The 15,009-nt window shown below is 61.4% G+C and carries 16 protein-coding genes and 1 tRNA gene; 6 read left to right on the top strand and 11 right to left on the bottom strand.

What is annotated here, in order from left to right; all coding sequences use genetic code 11:
* Positions 1-12: 12 nt before the first annotated feature.
* Genes P2PM1_RS08915 through P2PM1_RS08925 form a run of 3 tightly spaced genes read right to left on the bottom strand, consistent with a single transcriptional unit; the run spans position 13 to position 3,915 of the window.
* Positions 13-1,029 (bottom strand): 2Fe-2S iron-sulfur cluster-binding protein, encoded by a 1,017-nt coding sequence (locus P2PM1_RS08915; protein ID WP_186398810.1) that lies wholly within the window; start codon positions 1,027-1,029, stop codon positions 13-15.
* An 11-nt stretch (positions 1,030-1,040) separates the two neighbouring features.
* Positions 1,041-1,304, bottom strand: coding sequence for a glutaredoxin family protein (locus tag P2PM1_RS08920; protein ID WP_012092682.1), 264 nt, complete (start codon positions 1,302-1,304; stop codon positions 1,041-1,043).
* Between the two features lie 52 nt (positions 1,305-1,356).
* The gene (locus P2PM1_RS08925) at positions 1,357-3,915 is read right to left on the bottom strand and encodes a heavy metal translocating P-type ATPase (protein ID WP_028034409.1); all 2,559 of its coding nucleotides are present in this window, start codon (positions 3,913-3,915) and stop codon (positions 1,357-1,359) included.
* Between the two features lie 159 nt (positions 3,916-4,074).
* On the opposite strand from P2PM1_RS08925, the gene P2PM1_RS08930 reads away from it, so the two are divergent.
* Both P2PM1_RS08930 and P2PM1_RS08935 read left to right on the top strand, forming a co-directional pair.
* On the top strand, positions 4,075-4,269 hold the full coding sequence (locus P2PM1_RS08930) for a heavy-metal-associated domain-containing protein (RefSeq protein WP_012092684.1): 195 nt from the start codon (positions 4,075-4,077) through the stop codon (positions 4,267-4,269).
* Positions 4,270-4,283: 14 nt separating this feature from the next.
* Positions 4,284-4,688: a DUF305 domain-containing protein gene (locus tag P2PM1_RS08935; RefSeq protein WP_012092685.1), complete on the top strand. Its 405-nt coding sequence runs from the start codon at positions 4,284-4,286 to the stop codon at positions 4,686-4,688.
* A 104-nt stretch (positions 4,689-4,792) separates the two neighbouring features.
* Here P2PM1_RS08935 and P2PM1_RS08940 read toward each other — a convergent pair whose 3' ends face one another.
* On the bottom strand, positions 4,793-4,969 hold the full coding sequence (locus P2PM1_RS08940; RefSeq protein ID WP_156122387.1) for a hypothetical protein: 177 nt from the start codon (positions 4,967-4,969) through the stop codon (positions 4,793-4,795).
* A gap of 178 nt (positions 4,970-5,147) precedes the next feature.
* Between P2PM1_RS08940 and P2PM1_RS08945 the strand changes: the two genes are divergently transcribed.
* Genes P2PM1_RS08945 through P2PM1_RS08955 form a run of 3 tightly spaced genes read left to right on the top strand, consistent with a single transcriptional unit; the run spans position 5,148 to position 6,735 of the window.
* Positions 5,148-5,423: a metal-sensitive transcriptional regulator gene (locus P2PM1_RS08945; RefSeq protein WP_028034411.1), complete on the top strand. Its 276-nt coding sequence runs from the start codon at positions 5,148-5,150 to the stop codon at positions 5,421-5,423.
* A gap of 18 nt (positions 5,424-5,441) precedes the next feature.
* Positions 5,442-6,209, top strand: coding sequence for a glutaredoxin family protein (locus P2PM1_RS08950; protein ID WP_012092687.1), 768 nt, complete (start codon positions 5,442-5,444; stop codon positions 6,207-6,209).
* Positions 6,210-6,231: 22 nt separating this feature from the next.
* A complete protein-coding gene (locus P2PM1_RS08955; protein ID WP_012092688.1) occupies positions 6,232-6,735 on the top strand; it encodes a DUF305 domain-containing protein in 504 nt (167 codons plus the stop codon).
* A gap of 131 nt (positions 6,736-6,866) precedes the next feature.
* On the opposite strand, the gene P2PM1_RS08960 is transcribed toward P2PM1_RS08955, so the two are convergent.
* The 4 genes from P2PM1_RS08960 to P2PM1_RS08975 all read right to left on the bottom strand — a co-directional run bounded on the left by P2PM1_RS08960 (position 6,867) and on the right by P2PM1_RS08975 (position 10,853).
* A complete protein-coding gene (locus tag P2PM1_RS08960; protein ID WP_012092689.1) occupies positions 6,867-7,667 on the bottom strand; it encodes a TlpA disulfide reductase family protein in 801 nt (266 codons plus the stop codon).
* Between the two features lies 1 nt (position 7,668).
* Complete coding sequence (dsbD, locus tag P2PM1_RS08965; RefSeq protein WP_012092690.1) at positions 7,669-9,519, bottom strand: protein-disulfide reductase DsbD; 1,851 nt, start codon at positions 9,517-9,519, stop codon at positions 7,669-7,671.
* Positions 9,519-10,127: a DsbA family protein gene (locus P2PM1_RS08970; RefSeq protein WP_037092232.1), complete on the bottom strand. Its 609-nt coding sequence runs from the start codon at positions 10,125-10,127 to the stop codon at positions 9,519-9,521. Before P2PM1_RS08970 ends, dsbD begins: the two co-directional genes overlap by 1 nt.
* A gap of 186 nt (positions 10,128-10,313) precedes the next feature.
* The gene (locus P2PM1_RS08975; RefSeq protein WP_012092692.1) at positions 10,314-10,853 is read right to left on the bottom strand and encodes a thioredoxin family protein; all 540 of its coding nucleotides are present in this window, start codon (positions 10,851-10,853) and stop codon (positions 10,314-10,316) included.
* Between the two features lie 335 nt (positions 10,854-11,188).
* On the opposite strand from P2PM1_RS08975, the gene P2PM1_RS08980 reads away from it, so the two are divergent.
* The gene (locus tag P2PM1_RS08980; protein ID WP_109707754.1) at positions 11,189-11,845 is read left to right on the top strand and encodes a L,D-transpeptidase; all 657 of its coding nucleotides are present in this window, start codon (positions 11,189-11,191) and stop codon (positions 11,843-11,845) included.
* A gap of 107 nt (positions 11,846-11,952) precedes the next feature.
* Here P2PM1_RS08980 and P2PM1_RS08985 read toward each other — a convergent pair whose 3' ends face one another.
* The 3 genes from P2PM1_RS08985 to P2PM1_RS08995 form a co-directional block, all read right to left on the bottom strand.
* Positions 11,953-13,293, bottom strand: coding sequence for an ATP-binding protein (locus P2PM1_RS08985; protein WP_012092694.1), 1,341 nt, complete (start codon positions 13,291-13,293; stop codon positions 11,953-11,955).
* Positions 13,293-13,955 carry a response regulator transcription factor gene (locus P2PM1_RS08990; RefSeq protein WP_012092695.1) on the bottom strand — a complete coding sequence of 221 codons (663 nt, stop codon included), beginning with the start codon at positions 13,953-13,955 and terminating at the stop codon, positions 13,293-13,295. Before P2PM1_RS08990 ends, P2PM1_RS08985 begins: the two co-directional genes overlap by 1 nt.
* Positions 13,956-14,500: 545 nt before the next feature.
* Positions 14,501-14,591: transfer RNA gene (locus tag P2PM1_RS08995), tRNA-OTHER, on the bottom strand.
* Positions 14,592-15,009 lie beyond the last annotated feature (418 nt).

Genomic DNA, 15,009 nt, shown 5'->3' on the forward strand with positions numbered 1-15,009 from the left:
CCTTTCTTCGACTTATGTAGGCGCTTCTTCGGGCGTAAAAAACACGTCCGCATGTATGTCCTCGCCGCGCAAGCCCAGTTCGCGAAGCATGATGCCGGAAGCATCGATCATGGCAGGCGGTCCGGCCATATATGCCTTCCAGCCATTGAGGTCCTGCACGTCACTCACGATCGCATCCGTTACCAGGCCGGTTCGGAAGTGATCGGATCGGCTCACCTCCGAAAGCACGGGCATGAAGGTGAGGTTGTCGTAGGTGCTCGCCAGAAGACTGAAATGATCGACGAGATAGAGATCACGTTCCGTCCGTGCCCCGAAATAGAGATGGATCGGCTGCCGCAGGCCGCTTGCCAGCGCCGTTTCGACAATCGACTTGATCGGCGCCAGTCCCGATCCGCCGGCGACCGCCAGAATTGGACCCGTATGCTGTTCGCACAGAAACGAACTGCCGAGCGGCCCGCGAACCGAAACCTCGTCGCCGACCTTGAGTGACCTGGCGACGTGTTCGCTCGTCGCTCCACCGGGCACATGCCTGATGTGGAATTCGAGATGGTCTCGACCCGGCTGGTTCGCCATCGAATAGTCGCGCGCCGGAACGCCATCGAACGTCACCTGCGCATACTGGCCCGCCTTGAACGCGACGGCCTCTCCCGTTTCGACCTCCAGCCTGATTTGCCGGATGTCGTGGGTTGCGTCATCGATCGCGACAACCCGCGTGCGATAGGTGCGGACGGGAAGATCAAGCTGTTCTTCCTCCTCATCGAGCCATGCGACCGTGCAATCCGTGAGCGGCTGCGCGCGGCATGCAAGGATCAGTCCCTGAGACCGCTCATCGTCCGTCAGGGCAAAGCGCGTGTGCGGCAGAAGATCGACCTCGCCGCTGACCAGTCGGGACTTGCACGAGCCGCAGCGGCCCGAACGGCATCCATGAGGATATGCGATCCCTTCTTCTAGCGCTCTCTCCAGAATGGTTCGGCCATCCGGCACGTCGATGATGCGCCCCGCCTGCCGAATTTCGATTTGTCTTCCCATGACAATCTCCCTCAGGCGGCGCCCGATGACAGGGCTTCCGCCAGACGAGGTTTCTGGTCAGCAAAGGTGCCATAGAAGACCTGTTCGTTGACAATCGTGATCGGGGCAACGCGCACGCCGGTCCGCGCTTTCGCCTCTTCGGCGATCTGCGGATCTGACAGGTCACGCTCTTCGAATGGGACACCCTGGTCAGCAAGCCATCGCTTGACGGCATGGCAATCGGGGCAGGTTGGCGTGGTATACAGCACCACTGACGGAGTTCCCGTATTGGTCATCGCTTCATTCCTTTACATGTGGCGAGCCTGCCGAAGCAGGCTCGCCTGTTTCTCATTCCGCAGGCGCAAGTTCAGGCTGACGGGGCCGGACTGCGCCGCTTTCCGCCTGCGCGGGCGCGCGGAAGGTCTTGAGCCTCAGCGCGTTGCCGAGGACGAAGACGCTCGACAGGGCCATCGCGCCGGCGGCAAAGACCGGCGACAGCAGGATGCCGTAGGCCGGATAGAGCAGACCGGCGGCAACGGGGATCAGAGCCGTGTTGTAGGCAAAGGCCCAGAACAGGTTCTGCCGGATGTTGCCGATCGTCGCCTTGGACAGTGCGATCGCGTTCGGCACGCCTTGCAGGCTGCCCGACATCAGCACCACGTCGGCTGCCTCGATGGCAATGTCCGTACCCGTGCCGATGGCAAGGCCCACATCCGCTTCGGCCAGCGCCGGAGCGTCGTTGATGCCATCGCCGACGAAAGCGACCTTGCCATGCTGGGCTTTGAGGCGGCGTACAGCGTCGACCTTGCCGTCCGGCAGCACTTCCGCCACCACCTCGTCGATCCCCAGCCGAGCCGCGATGGCTTTTGCCGTGCGGGCATTGTCGCCGGTGATCATCGCGACCTTGAGGCCGAGATCGTGCAGCGCCTTGATCGCTGCGGGCGTCGTCTCCTTGATCGGATCGGCCACGGCGATAATCGCCGCGAGCTTGCCGTCGATGGCGGCATAGAGCGGTGACTTGCCCTCATTGCCGAGACGTTCGGCAATCTTGGCGAAGGCAGCTACGTCGTGGCCGAGGTCTGCCATGTAGCGGTCAGCGCCAATCTCGACTTGGCTGCCGCCGACCATGGCCTTGACGCCGAAACCCGTCACCGACTCGAAGTCCGACACGGCCGGCAGCGGGATGTCCTCCCCGGCGGCCGCATCCACGATCGCACGGGCGATCGGATGCTCCGACTTCGCTTCGACGGCCGCAACCAAACCGAGGACATTTGCCCGGTTGAATCCGATGGCCAGTTCCAGATCGGTGAGCGCAGGCTTGCCTTCGGTCAGTGTGCCCGTCTTGTCGACGGCGACGACCCTGGCGTCCTTGAGCAGCTGCAACGCTTCGCCCTTGCGGAAGAGCACGCCCAGTTCCGCACCGCGGCCCGTGCCCACCATGATCGAGGTCGGCGTCGCCAGACCCATGGCGCAGGGGCAGGCGATGATCAGGACGGCGACGGCATTGACCAGAGCGAAGGTCAGCGCGGGCGACGGGCCGAACCACATCCATGCGGCGAAGGTGAGGATCGCTACCGCAAACACCGCCGGCACAAAATACATCGTGACCTTGTCGACCAGCGCCTGGATCGGTAGCTTTGAGCCTTGCGCTTCCTCGACCATGCGGATGATCTGCGACAGCACCGTGTTGCCGCCGACCGCCGTCGCACGGATGGCAAAGGCGCCCTTCTGGTTCACCGTTCCGGCCACGACCTCGCTGCCATTCGTTTTGGACACCGGGATCGGTTCGCCCGTGATCATCGATTCGTCGACATAGCTCTGGCCTTCGATGACCTCGCCATCCACCGGGATGCGATCGCCGGGACGAACCTCGACGATGTCTCCCGACAGCACGGCGTCGATCGGCAGTTCGATCGTCTTGCCGTCCCTGCGCACGCGCGCCATCTTGGCCTGAAGGCCGACGAGACGCTTGATCGCCTCGGAGGTGCGTCCCTTGGCACGAGCCTCCAGCAAACGGCCGAGCAGGATCAGCGTCACGATGACGGCGGCAGCCTCGAAATAGACGTTCACCGTTCCGGCAGGCAGGAAACCGGGCGCGAAGGTCGCGACCAGCGAATAGCCATAGGCGGCGAGCGTGCCGACCGCGACCAGCGAGTTCATGTCGGGGGCGAGCCGCCACAGGGCGGGCAGCCCCTTGTCGTAAAAGCGGATACCCGGAACGAACAGGACGATGGTCGTCAACACGAACTGGATATACCAGTTCGTCTGCATGCCGATGGTTGAAGCGATCAGGTCATGCATGCCCGGAATGACGTGTGAGCCCATCTCCAGGATGAAGACAGGCACCGTCAGCACCGCCGCGATGGTGAAATCGCGGGTCAGTTCACGACGTTCCGCTTCCTTCTTTTCGGTACGATCATCCGTCTCGCCCTGGCTGGTTCCTGCCGCCGTGGCGATCACCCTGGCGTCGTATCCCGCGCCCTCGATGGCAGCCACCAAAGCCGCCGCATCGGCGCTGCCCTGGATCGTGGCCTTCTCGGTCGCGAGGTTGACGACGGCATTAGTGACGCCGGGTACGGCCTTGAGCGCCTTTTCGACGCGTCCCACGCAGGATGCGCAGGTCATGCCCTCGATCGCCACTTCAAGCGAGGCTGCCGTCGGCGCGGAGAAGCTTGCCGCAACCTCATAGCCTACATCCTCCACGGCCTTGACGAGAGTGGCAGGATCGACCGCAGCGTTCGTGGTGATGCTCGCCTTTTCGGTCGCCAGATTGACGACCGCATCGGCGACGCCAGGCACGGCCTTGAGGGCTCTTTCGACACGACCTACGCAGGATGCACAGGTCATCCCCTCAATGGGGAGTGATATCGTTCCAGACAGGTCTGTTGCTCGAACGGGGGCATTCATAGCCGCCTCCTTTTTTGTCCCGAAATTCCAGTTCGGACAGAAGATGGGATTTCCAACCATGGGAAGGTCAAGAGGACAAACAGAGAAAAATCGCCATTGACCTTCCCATGGTTGGAAGCCCCACATTTGGCAACGTGAGACCAAACAAGGAGAATTCTCATGGAACTCAGAATCGAGAACATGACCTGCGGTGGCTGCGCAAAATCCGTCACCAAGGCGATCCAGTCAGTCGACCCCACCGCCAGGGTGGAGACGAATCCGGAGGCGCGGGCGGTCAAGGTTGAGACGACTGCTAGTGCGGGGGCTATTCAGCAGGTTCTCGAAGAAGCCGGCTATCCTGCAACTGTAAACTGACCAGGAGCTGTGTCATGAACAAGCTCACCCCGATCTTCATTGCCGGCGCGTTCGTCATTGCTGGCGGACTCGCCTACGCACAGTCTCAGATGGACGAGCAAGGCCAAGGAGCGACCATGAATCACGGCGAACATGCCGGACACGGCGCCACCGCGCCTTCGGATAACCCTGTCATTCGCGCCTACCAGCAAGTCAACGACAAGATGCATGCCGATATGGCGATCGAGTTTACGGGCGATGCGGATGAGGATTTCATGCGCGGCATGATCCCCCATCACCAGGGCGCCATCGACATGGCTCGTGTCGTTCTCGAACACGGATCAGACCCCGAGGTGCGAGCACTTGCTGAGGAGGTCATCTCCGCCCAGGAGGCGGAAATCGCGCAGATGCAGGAATGGCTGGCCAAGCGCAGCCAATGAGACGGTGAAGGGCGGATCAATTCCGCCCTTTTCCTTTGCCGGTCATCAGCACGAGGACGGTTGCCACCGCGAAGGCGACAAGCGCCCCATCGGTGCGCCTTCGGTCAAGGCAAACGGCTCGCGTGGACGCTGAACCACGTCTGGAACCCTGTTTCGAAAATGGTGATGCGTCCGCGGGCCTCGACCAGGGATAACAGCGTATCGGCCAGATCCCTGACCGCAAGCAACCCGACCCGAAGCTCTCCAACTGCGGCGATCAGATTCTCGGCTCTGATCTTCATGTCCATCTCCTTCGTTTGGCCCTCCAAGATGAGGGTTCCAACCATTGGAAGGTCAACCCCACTGATGATCGCGACAATGGTGCAAAGCAGACAGAAAGCGCCGGCGAGATTTTTTGATCGGAGGGAACCAAGATGGCTCTCGAACCTTAAATATACCCATACGGGGTATTTTACGGCCATGTGCCAGAAGGACAACAAAGCCCTCCGCGCGAGGCTCAAGCGAATCGAAGGACAGGTGCGAGGGGTCAGCCAGATGGTGGCCGATGACCGTTACTGCATCGATATCCTGCATCAGATCCACGCCATCAAGGCGGCGCTGGCCAAGGTCGAGACCGAAATCCTCAAGACCCACGCCGCTTGCTGTGTCGAGGAAGCGATAGCGGCAGGTGATGCGGACGCGCAACGCCGCAAATTCAGCGAGTTGGTCGAGGTGTTCGCAAAAGCAAAACTCTGAAATCGAAGGACTGACGACATGGCCACTTCCACCGCAAAACGCGCCGACCTGCACAGGATGGTGACCCACGAACATACCTGTCCCTACGGTCTCAAATCGCTCGACCTCCTGAAACGGCAGGGCTACGAGGTCAACGATCATGAGCTGACGTCGCGCGCCGAGATCGATGCTTTCAAGAAAACGCACGGCGTCGACACCACACCGCAGACCTTTATCGGCGGCAATCGCATCGGCGGCTACGACGATCTTCTCGCCTTCTTCGGCAAGGAGGTAAAGGACAAGGACGCCACCACCTATACGCCGGTGATCGCGTTGTTCGCGATGGCTGCGTTGATGGCGCTAGCGACGAGTTGGGCCGCGTTCGGTACCCTTGCGACCGTTGCGGCGGCAGAATGGTTCATTGCCATCGCCATGTGTCTGCTCGCCCTGCAGAAGCTCAAGGACGTGGAAAGCTTCGCTACCATGTTCCTCAACTACGATCTGTTCGCCCAGCGCTGGGTGCGCTACTCCTACGTCTATCCGTTCGCCGAAGCGCTGGCGGGCATCCTGATGATGGCCGGCGCGCTGATGTGGCTGTCGATCCCCGTTGCCCTCTTCATCGGCACTGTCGGAGCCGTATCGGTCTTCAAGGCGGTCTATATCGACAAGCGCGAACTCAAATGCGCCTGCGTTGGCGGTGACAGCAACGTTCCGCTCGGCTTCGTCTCGCTGACGGAGAACCTGATGATGGTCGGAATGGCGATCTGGATGCTACTCAAGCCCATGGGCATCGGTCTCGGACATTAAGCGAAAACCAAGGAGCCACGAGATGACCCAATCGTCCCATAATGGCAAGCACGAACACGCCGATCACGGCGAAGGACGTCCCTACCTGATGTTCTGGATCAACATGGCGCTCGGCCTGATCGTCATGTACGTCGTCATGTTCTCGATGATCGACGGATTTCAAGATTTCCGAAACAATCTCAACATGTTCTACATGGCCGTGACCATGTGGGCGCCGATGGGCATCTTCATGCTGGCAACGATGCCCGGCATGTTTCCGCGAAAAGGGCTCAATATCACCCTCTACGCCGTCTTCCTCGTCTTGACGATCGCCTCATTCGCAGCCACACGAAGCCAAACCCTGATCGGTGACGGGCAGTTCATCGATTCGATGATCCCGCACCACTCGGGCGCGATCCTCATGTGCCGGGAAGCAGACCTGCGCGATGCTGAATTGCTGACGCTTTGCGAAGAAATCATCGCAGCCCAGCGCAGCGAGATCGAGCAGATGGAGACAATTAAGGCTCGTCTCGATCAAAGGCCCTAAGACCTGTTGCCTTGCCCAATAGCGTCCGAGAATGGCAGGCTCAATGAGGATTGCATGACAAAACATCATGAGGATGGTCGCAGCTTCGTCACGGTCGTCAGCAAAAGCCAGCCGTGCCGGACCTGCGGCGGCTATTCGAGACCTTGAATGCCGCTCACGAGGGCTTCTCTTGAGATCTCGCCCATGTGTACCGATTGCAGCGTCCCGTCGCTCTTGAGGAACAACGTAGCCGGCAGGCCCGGTACCTCGTAATGACGACCGAACTCACCGAGTCCGTCGAGCACCACATGCTCAAGCTCAAGATTCTCGGCTGTGAGGTAGCGCTGAATGATCTCCTGGCCTTCACCTTGGTTGACGAAGACAAGTTCGGCAGCGTCCGTATTTGCGGCAACGTCCGCCATCATCGGCATTTCACGGCGGCAGGGCGGGCACCACGTCGCCCACAGGTTGATGACCACAGGTTGACCTTCGAGTTCACTTGGATTGAACCGTTCTCCGGCCAGCGTGCGGTAGATGTCTCCGGTCGGCAGCGGTGTCGCCGGCACGCCGGCGCTGAGCTGCAGTACGAAGAACGCGACATAGGCCGCAGCGGCGCTCGGCAGGGCCGTCCACAATGTGAGCCGCAATTCGCGCCGGAAGCGAAAGAACGTGTAGGCGAACGCCAGCGCAATGCCGGCTTCGATCATGAAGCCGCCCTGCCACATGTAGAATACGCGCAGCGGCTCGGCGAGGAAACTGCTCGCGTGCTGGATGACGTGCCCGACGCGCGCGCCGACCACGAAAGCGACGGTCGCGCCCCAGGCCCAGGACGAAAAGCGCTGATCGACCTTGCGGGCGAGGATCTCGCTCAGCAGGAGAAAGGCGGCGATGGCGAGGATCGCGGCGAAGCGGTCGGGTGCGAAGACGAAAGGCCCGATGGCGACTGCGTTCATCTCACTGCCTCGCCTGAGAGACCGATGTCAGCAACGTATCGGTTGTCACATCGCCGATGAGGCGGGAGCCGTTTGCCTCCGAGGCATTTCGGTTGAAGAAGATCATGGTCGGTGGGCCGACCACAGCAAGATCGCGCATCAGACCCTGACTGGCCTCATCCAGTCCGGTCAGATCCACCTTGACACGCTGGAAGTCGTTCAGTGCGGCAACGATTTCCGTGCTCGAAAAGACGTCGCGTTCGATCGTCTTGCAGATGACGCACCAGTCGGCCGTGAAATAGACCAATGTCGGACGTCCGTTGGCAGAGGCAATCGCTTGCTCGACCTGCGGCGTCGAGTTTGCCTCGATGAATGTCATCTCGGACTGGGCGATCTGCTGGCCCGAACCGGTCATGACGAAGTGGGCGAGCGGACGTAGCGGGTCGGTCCCGCCCGACGCCGCCCCGATCGCCAGGATGACGCCGCCGAGGGAAACCCCAAGTCCGGCGGCTTTGCGGAAACGTGGCCAGGCACCCGCATCGGCCAGGAGCCGATCAGCGACGCCGATGAAGACCGCAACAATCAAGAGGAGGCCCGCCCAAAGCGCCAGCGTCACTTGCGGCGGCAGGATTCGGGAGACCATCCAGATCGCCGCGCCGAGAAAGACGAAGCCGAACGCGTATTTGACCTGCACCATCCACGCCCCCGCACGCGGCAGAGCGCGGCTCCCCATCGTGCCAAAGGCGATCAGCGGAATGCCTTGGCCGAGCCCGAGGGCAAACAGCGCACTCGCGCCGATCCAGGCATCGCCCGTATGTGCGATATAGAGAAGTGCCGCGGCGAGCGGCGCGGTGACGCAGGGACCGACGATCAGCGCGGAAAGGAAGCCCATTCCGGCGGCTCCGCCCACCGAGCCGCGCGTGCCGGCCTGTACCCCTGCCATCCGGCTGACCCAGGTGGTCGGCAGTTGCAGTTCGAACAGGCCGAACATCGCCGTCGCCAGCACGACGAACAGCGCTGCGACGGCGCCAATGGCGTAGGGCGATTGCAGCACCATCTGGAGGTTTTGGCCGGACCACGCGGCAACCACGCCAAGCAGGCCAAACGCTGCGGCCATTGCCAGCACATAGGCCAAAGACAGGATGAAGCCGCGCCGGGCCGTCAATGCCTCGCCCTCGCGCGCCAGGGTCGCGCTCAGGATCGGATACATGGGCAGCACGCAGGGCGTGAAGGCGAGCAACAGCCCGAAGGCGAGGAAACTCACGATCACCCAGATCGCACCGCCGCTGGCGAGAAGCGAGCCGACCATGCCGCCGTCCTGCGTGTCCTCAGCCAGGCTGAAGCCGCCGTTTCCCGTCCCTCCGGCAGGGGCGGCCGGAGTTGGACCTATGCCAAAGCCGACAACGGGTTCGGAAACCTGAAGGTTTGCCGTGTTGACCGTCAGGGTCAGCGGCGGATAGCAGATCGAATCCTTCTTGCAGCCCTGATAGGTGACTGCGACCTGCCCGGGCGCTTCAGTGCCGAGACGTGCCACCGCTTCAAGATAATAGACCTCCGAAGGACCGAAGTTGGCATCCTCTGTCTCCACGACGCCCGGTCCAGTCGACAGCGGGATCGGCTCGCCGGTCGCGGCATCCTTCGCTTCCAGATGATCGCGATAGAGGTAATAGCCTTCCTCGATTTCCCACCGGAGTTGGATCTGCTGATCCGCATTCCGCTCAACCGAGAAACGGAAGGCTTCCTCGGCTTGCAGGAGATCCTCCTGTTGCGCCGCGGCGGGCAGCGACAGGAAGACGAAGAACAGGCCAGCAAGGAGGCGGAGTATGGGCATTGAGGACATGAAATTACTCGGATGATCGCGATCGGGATGCATCAAGACGCTTCGCGAGCGTCTGCGACAACCTGGCGGAAGCCGTCCTCGTCGAGGGCGGAGGCGACGAGAAACCGACCGATCAGAAACACGGGCGTGCCACGCAGACCGAGCCCCTCGGCCTGCGCGTTATTGCGCTGAAGCAAGGCGGTGATCTCGGCGTCGCGGCGGTTGGCTTCGGTCTCGAGACCCGCCGTGTCGAAGCCGGCACCTTCCAATGCCTGTCGCATCTGCTCTTCTGGCACCCGCGACCCTTCGATACCCATCAACGCCAGATAGGCTTCCTCGTAGCGGTTCTGATACCCGGCCGCCAACGCCAGCTTTGCGCCATAGACCGAAGACTGCGCGAGGATCGGCCAGTCCTTGTAGACGTGACGCACATTGCCGTCCGATTCCAGCACCGTATTCAGCGGCTCGACGGTGCGCTTGCAGAAAGGACAGTTATAGTCAAAGAACGAGACGATCGTCAGGTCGCCGTTCGGGTTGCCGCCGACCGGCGCCTCCGGGTCGTTCAGGATCATCTCGGCTGACATGTCGTCGGCACGCACGGGCATGGCAAAGCCGGCGGCAGCGAGCGCCGCCAGGCCCGAGAGCAAGGTCCGCCGACTCAATGCACCGCGGAACGGCGGCCTACCCATAGCGAAAGGATGAGGTCTACGTGTGCAGAGGCGCCGATCGTGCATGGTCTCAAAGCTCCAGATCATGGATATTGAAGCGAGCGCACTCTCCCGAGCTTAAGACAGTCTTAAGGACCGCATTGAGCCGAAGATGCGACGGCAGTTTATCCTGACTCCGGACTATCGGGTGAACGGCCGCAACCGCCGCATGAGATCGCGCCTGCTGAACGGTCCGACCGAACGGGTGCCGTTGTATTCCTGTCCGGTGGCTGCATCCACGACGAAGAATGTCGGCGGGCCGCTCGCTCGAAGGTGGGAGAGGAGCTGGCGGTTTCCCTCGTCCATCGCCGTGACGTCCACCTTGACGAGAGGGACAGCCTCAAGGTGTTGCAGCACAGCAGGGTGGGCGAGGATTTCCCGCTCAATGCGGTGGCACACCGCGCACCAATCCGCACGGATGTCGATGAGCGCGAAGCTATGTGTTCGTGCGATCTGCTCCAGTCTCTCCCGGTAGGAAGCGACGTCCGTGACCATTGCAGCCGGATTGGCGGCGGCCATCCCGCTGGGAGTCGCCAACAATCCTACCGGCACCACCAGGCCCCCGAGCAGAAGCTCGCGGCGGGTCCATTGGTCATTCTTGCGTCGAGCATCAGCATCGATGCCGCATCCAACACCTTCCGCGGACGCTACGGCGTTGTTTCTTAAAAGTCGCGTCCGCATCCTCGTCTCCTTCACAGGACCGGCGGCAAAGCGGGCGTTCCTTAAGGCCCGCTTAAGGGCGGAAAAGTGCTCCTCGCCTGCGACGCAAGCCCGCGTTTCCAACAAAGTGCCCCCACCCAATCGAAAACCTGTTCGGCCGGATCACTTGAGCCGCAGGCCGGCGCCTGAAGTCCCCGCCGCTTCGCTATCTTCGGCCGCGCTTACCTTAAGCTGCTCTTAAGATGGGCATCGTGCTGTGCGGCCTGATTGATCGCAAAGCAGAGAGCGTACGAAACGTGAGCAAGCTACCGACACCCGCAATCGCGCGACGCGCTTTCCTCATTGGCGCCAGCGCAATGACTCTCGCCGGATGCGTTTCCACGAGGCAAACACCGCAAGTCGCGCAGCCGGTCTCGATGCCTCCTCCGCCGCCGACGCCCCCGATGTACTACGCACTGCCGAACGAGCGCTTCCCGATCCCGGAAGTCGACGTTTCCAAGGTCGATCCGAAATGGTGGCGGACGGAAGTCGACTATCCAACCGATGAACGAGCCGGAATCGTCATCGTCGATACGCCAAACCGTTACCTCTACCACGTTCAGCCTCACGGCCGCGCAACCCGATACGGTGTGGGTGTCGGCAGGGACGGTTTTTCGTGGGCTGGTCGAGGGCGTCATATCGCATACAAGCGGGAATGGCCGCGCTGGACACCTCCCGATGAAATGGTTGCGCGCCAACCCGAGTTAGAGCCCTACTCAATCGCCAATGGCGGCATGGACCCGGGGCTGAAAAATCCACTTGGAGCACGCGCCCTCTACATTCATGAAGGAAACCGGGACACGATCTATCGCATCCACGGAAACCCGGAATTCTGGACCATCGGCCAGGCCGTTTCATCAGGATGCATCCGGATGATCAATCAGGATGTCATCCACCTCGCCGACAACGTTCGCGACGGGAGCCCGCTGGTTGTGATAGCAGATCCGGCTATGGGGCATCTTTTGGTGGGATAGCTTCGTCGCGCGGCGAGAAGATCACTCCCTGCGTTGGCGCATCCTGCTGGCACTCCATCTTCTTGAAGATGAGTTGGCTGCGCCCCGCACCATGTATGTGCAACGGGTCACGCGGCGTTCGCCATCACCGCTTGCAGCCCTCCGCAATCGCGATTCTGAAGTCGTAGGTGCCAACCACTCCGCCCGAGCGCCAGTTCGACGATCGCGAGACCGAGACCGCTGCCGACCGGTACTTTGTTGCGGCCGCGAAAGAAGCGTTCGGTGACGCGGGCCAACTCCTCCTCGGGGATACCGGGACCATCATCCTCGATGATCATCTGGCCCTCTTCGGCGGGGCCGGCCACACGACACCTGACGACGCCTCCGGGCGGCGAATGGTTCACAGCGTTCTCCATCAGATTCCGGGCAGCAAGAGCGAACAGATCCGGCTCGATGTCCAGCTCGATGCGGTCAAGATCAGGGGAAACCTCGACCGCAACGCCCCTGGTCGGATCTGCTAATTCGTCCGCGAGCGCTCTCAGTATACTCCCGGGCCATACCTTCCCACTACGCTCGCCCTGGTCGAGCGCCTCAACCGCCGACATATCCAGCAATTGCCGAACGAGCCGGCCGGTGCGGTCTACGCCAACCATGATCTGACGCAATGCCTGCTCGCGGATCGTGCCATCGCCGCTTGCAAGCGCGACCTGCGCCTGCGTCTTGAGGCCGGCCAACGGCGTGCGCAGTTCGTGGGCGGCAAAGGCGGTGAAGTTGCGCTCGCGTTCCCGAAGCCCGGCCACGCGTGCAAACAATCCGTTGAGCGACTGCAAGACCGGCGCAATCTCCTTCGCGGTCTGCACGTCCTCGATCGGGCTGAGGTCGGAGGCGGGTCGTGCTTCCAGGTCGCCTGCGATCTTCCTTAGCGGCTCAAGGCCGCGCCTGACGCTGAGCCAGATCAGGACAGCAAGAACCGGCAACATCAGCAGGACCGGCAGGAGAAGACCGCGGATGACGTCGTTCACCAACCCGTTACGGATACTCAGATTGTCGCCGACCAGAACGCGAACACCGCGCTCGGTATTGGTGATTGCATAAACCCGCCACCGCTCACCATTTATCACGGTTTCGGAGATCCCGTCGGTGTGCTCCGACATTGCTTGATCGGGCGCCGCATCCGATCGCCCGATCAATGTCCCCTGCAGCGACCAGATCTGGCACGAAAGCTGGCGGTCATAGGCGCTGTGGCCGCGCACCGGCAGATCGGACGTGATCGTTTGCGTCGGATCGATGGCGATCTCCTGGCTGACGATCAATGAGGAAACCATCCGGCCGGCTTCCATCAGCCGCGCGTCGAGAACCCGTTCCACCTCCGCGCGCGTGGAAAGGAAAATCCAGACGACCGCCGACAGCCAGACGAGACCGGTGGTCAGGGCGAGGATCAGGAACAGCCGTTTGGAGATCGACGGCATCACGGTTCGTCTCCGAGGCGATAGCCGATCCCACGGACGGTCTGGATCATGCCCGGTCCCAGCTTGCCGCGAAGATGATGGATGTGGACCTCGACAGCATTGCTCTCGACCTCCTCCTGCCAGCCGTAAAGCTTCTCCTCGATCTGGCTCCGCGACAGGATCCGGCCGGGATGGATCATGAGGGCATGCAAAATCGAGTATTCGCGCCGCGACAGGCGGATGGGTTCGCCTTGGTGTTCGACATTCTGGTTTGCAGGATCGAGCCGCAGGCCGCGCCATTCGATAAGCGCCTGCGGCCGGCCAGCGGCACGGCGGACGAGCGCGCGCAGCCGCGCCGCGACCTCGTCGAGGTCGAACGGCTTGCCGAGATAGTCGTCGGCCCCCGCATCCAGTCCGTGAATCCGGTCGGCGACCTGATCACGCGCAGTCAGGAGGAGGACGGGCGTGGCGTCCTGCCGTTCCCGCAGGGATTTCAGCACGTCGAGGCCGGAACCGTCGGGAAGCATCAGGTCAAGCACCAGCGCATCGAACTCATGGTTCGTGAGAGCTGCGCCGGCTTCTTCGCAGGTTTTGACCGCATCGGCGGTGAAGCCGCCAATCGAAAGGCCCACCGTCAATCCGTCTCTGAGGACGGCATCATCTTCGACTATCAGCACGCGCATGGTTATCACCCGAGGTTCCAGGTCGCATTTCTATACGAGGCTTAAGGCAGCCTTAAGGATCGAACTTGAGCGCGCTCGATATCGTTCGGGGATTGGGCGCCTGTGATGTACCTCATCTTACCTGAGCCAAGAGTCGGACGTCTTCGAGACTTGGAATCGCGCCGGCAAAAACGCCGTTCTCGCCCTGATCCTTATGGGCATCTCCAGCCCAGCGCCGAAACAAAACGCTGGCATGGCGGCAGTGTACCCGTCATTCCGGCCCTCCTGTCCATCGGGCTGTTGCTGGTCGCGGTGAAGGAACTCGCCCGGCCTGAAACGATACGCGGGTCCACTTGTCTGCCCGAGCCAGTTGGGCAATGCGCATTGGAGACGGACTCGAATCAGTTCGGCTCGCCGAGGCATCGTCCGGCTGGTGTTCAGGCGATCATCCCGTCCTGCCTGCTCAGGCGTCATTCGTGTTGACCAGGTGTTGGCCAAGCCCAAAAAGGGAAGGGCCACCCGAAGATGGCCCTTACTCAATCCTTTGATTTCCTTTAGAAATCTGAAGAGAGCGAAGGGATTCGAACCCTTGACTCCAACCTTGGCAAGGTTGCTATGCGGCGGCCCGAAACAGCAAGTTATGATGGGTGCGCCCTCCCGCAACCATCTTTACCGGCGTCGATCGCAAGTTATGATCGACGCCGGTCCCCGCAACCATCTTTACTTGCTTGGGCAGCAAGTAAAGATTAGATCTTGCCCCCGCAACCAAGATACCCAAGCAAAATCAACGCTTGAGACGAAAGCCCCGATCCTCACGGACGGGGCTTTTTCGCGTTTTGGCACAGATTTGGCACACTCAGACCCAAGCTATGCCAACAAATCACCATCACCGCCCGGTGGTGCGTCGACCTGATCGCCAGTGGCGATTCCTCGCCTATATGCCTGCTTTTGACCTGCTCCCCTGAATTGTCTCCGCTTTGAGGTTAGCCTGCCCCTGACGAAGGAGACAGGTAATGAAACGATCCAGGTTTTCCGATGAGCAGATCATCGGCATTTTGAAGGAGCACCAGGCGGG

Source organism: Stappia sp. P2PMeth1 (assembly GCF_900185735.1).
Taxonomy (GTDB): domain Bacteria; phylum Pseudomonadota; class Alphaproteobacteria; order Rhizobiales; family Stappiaceae; genus Stappia.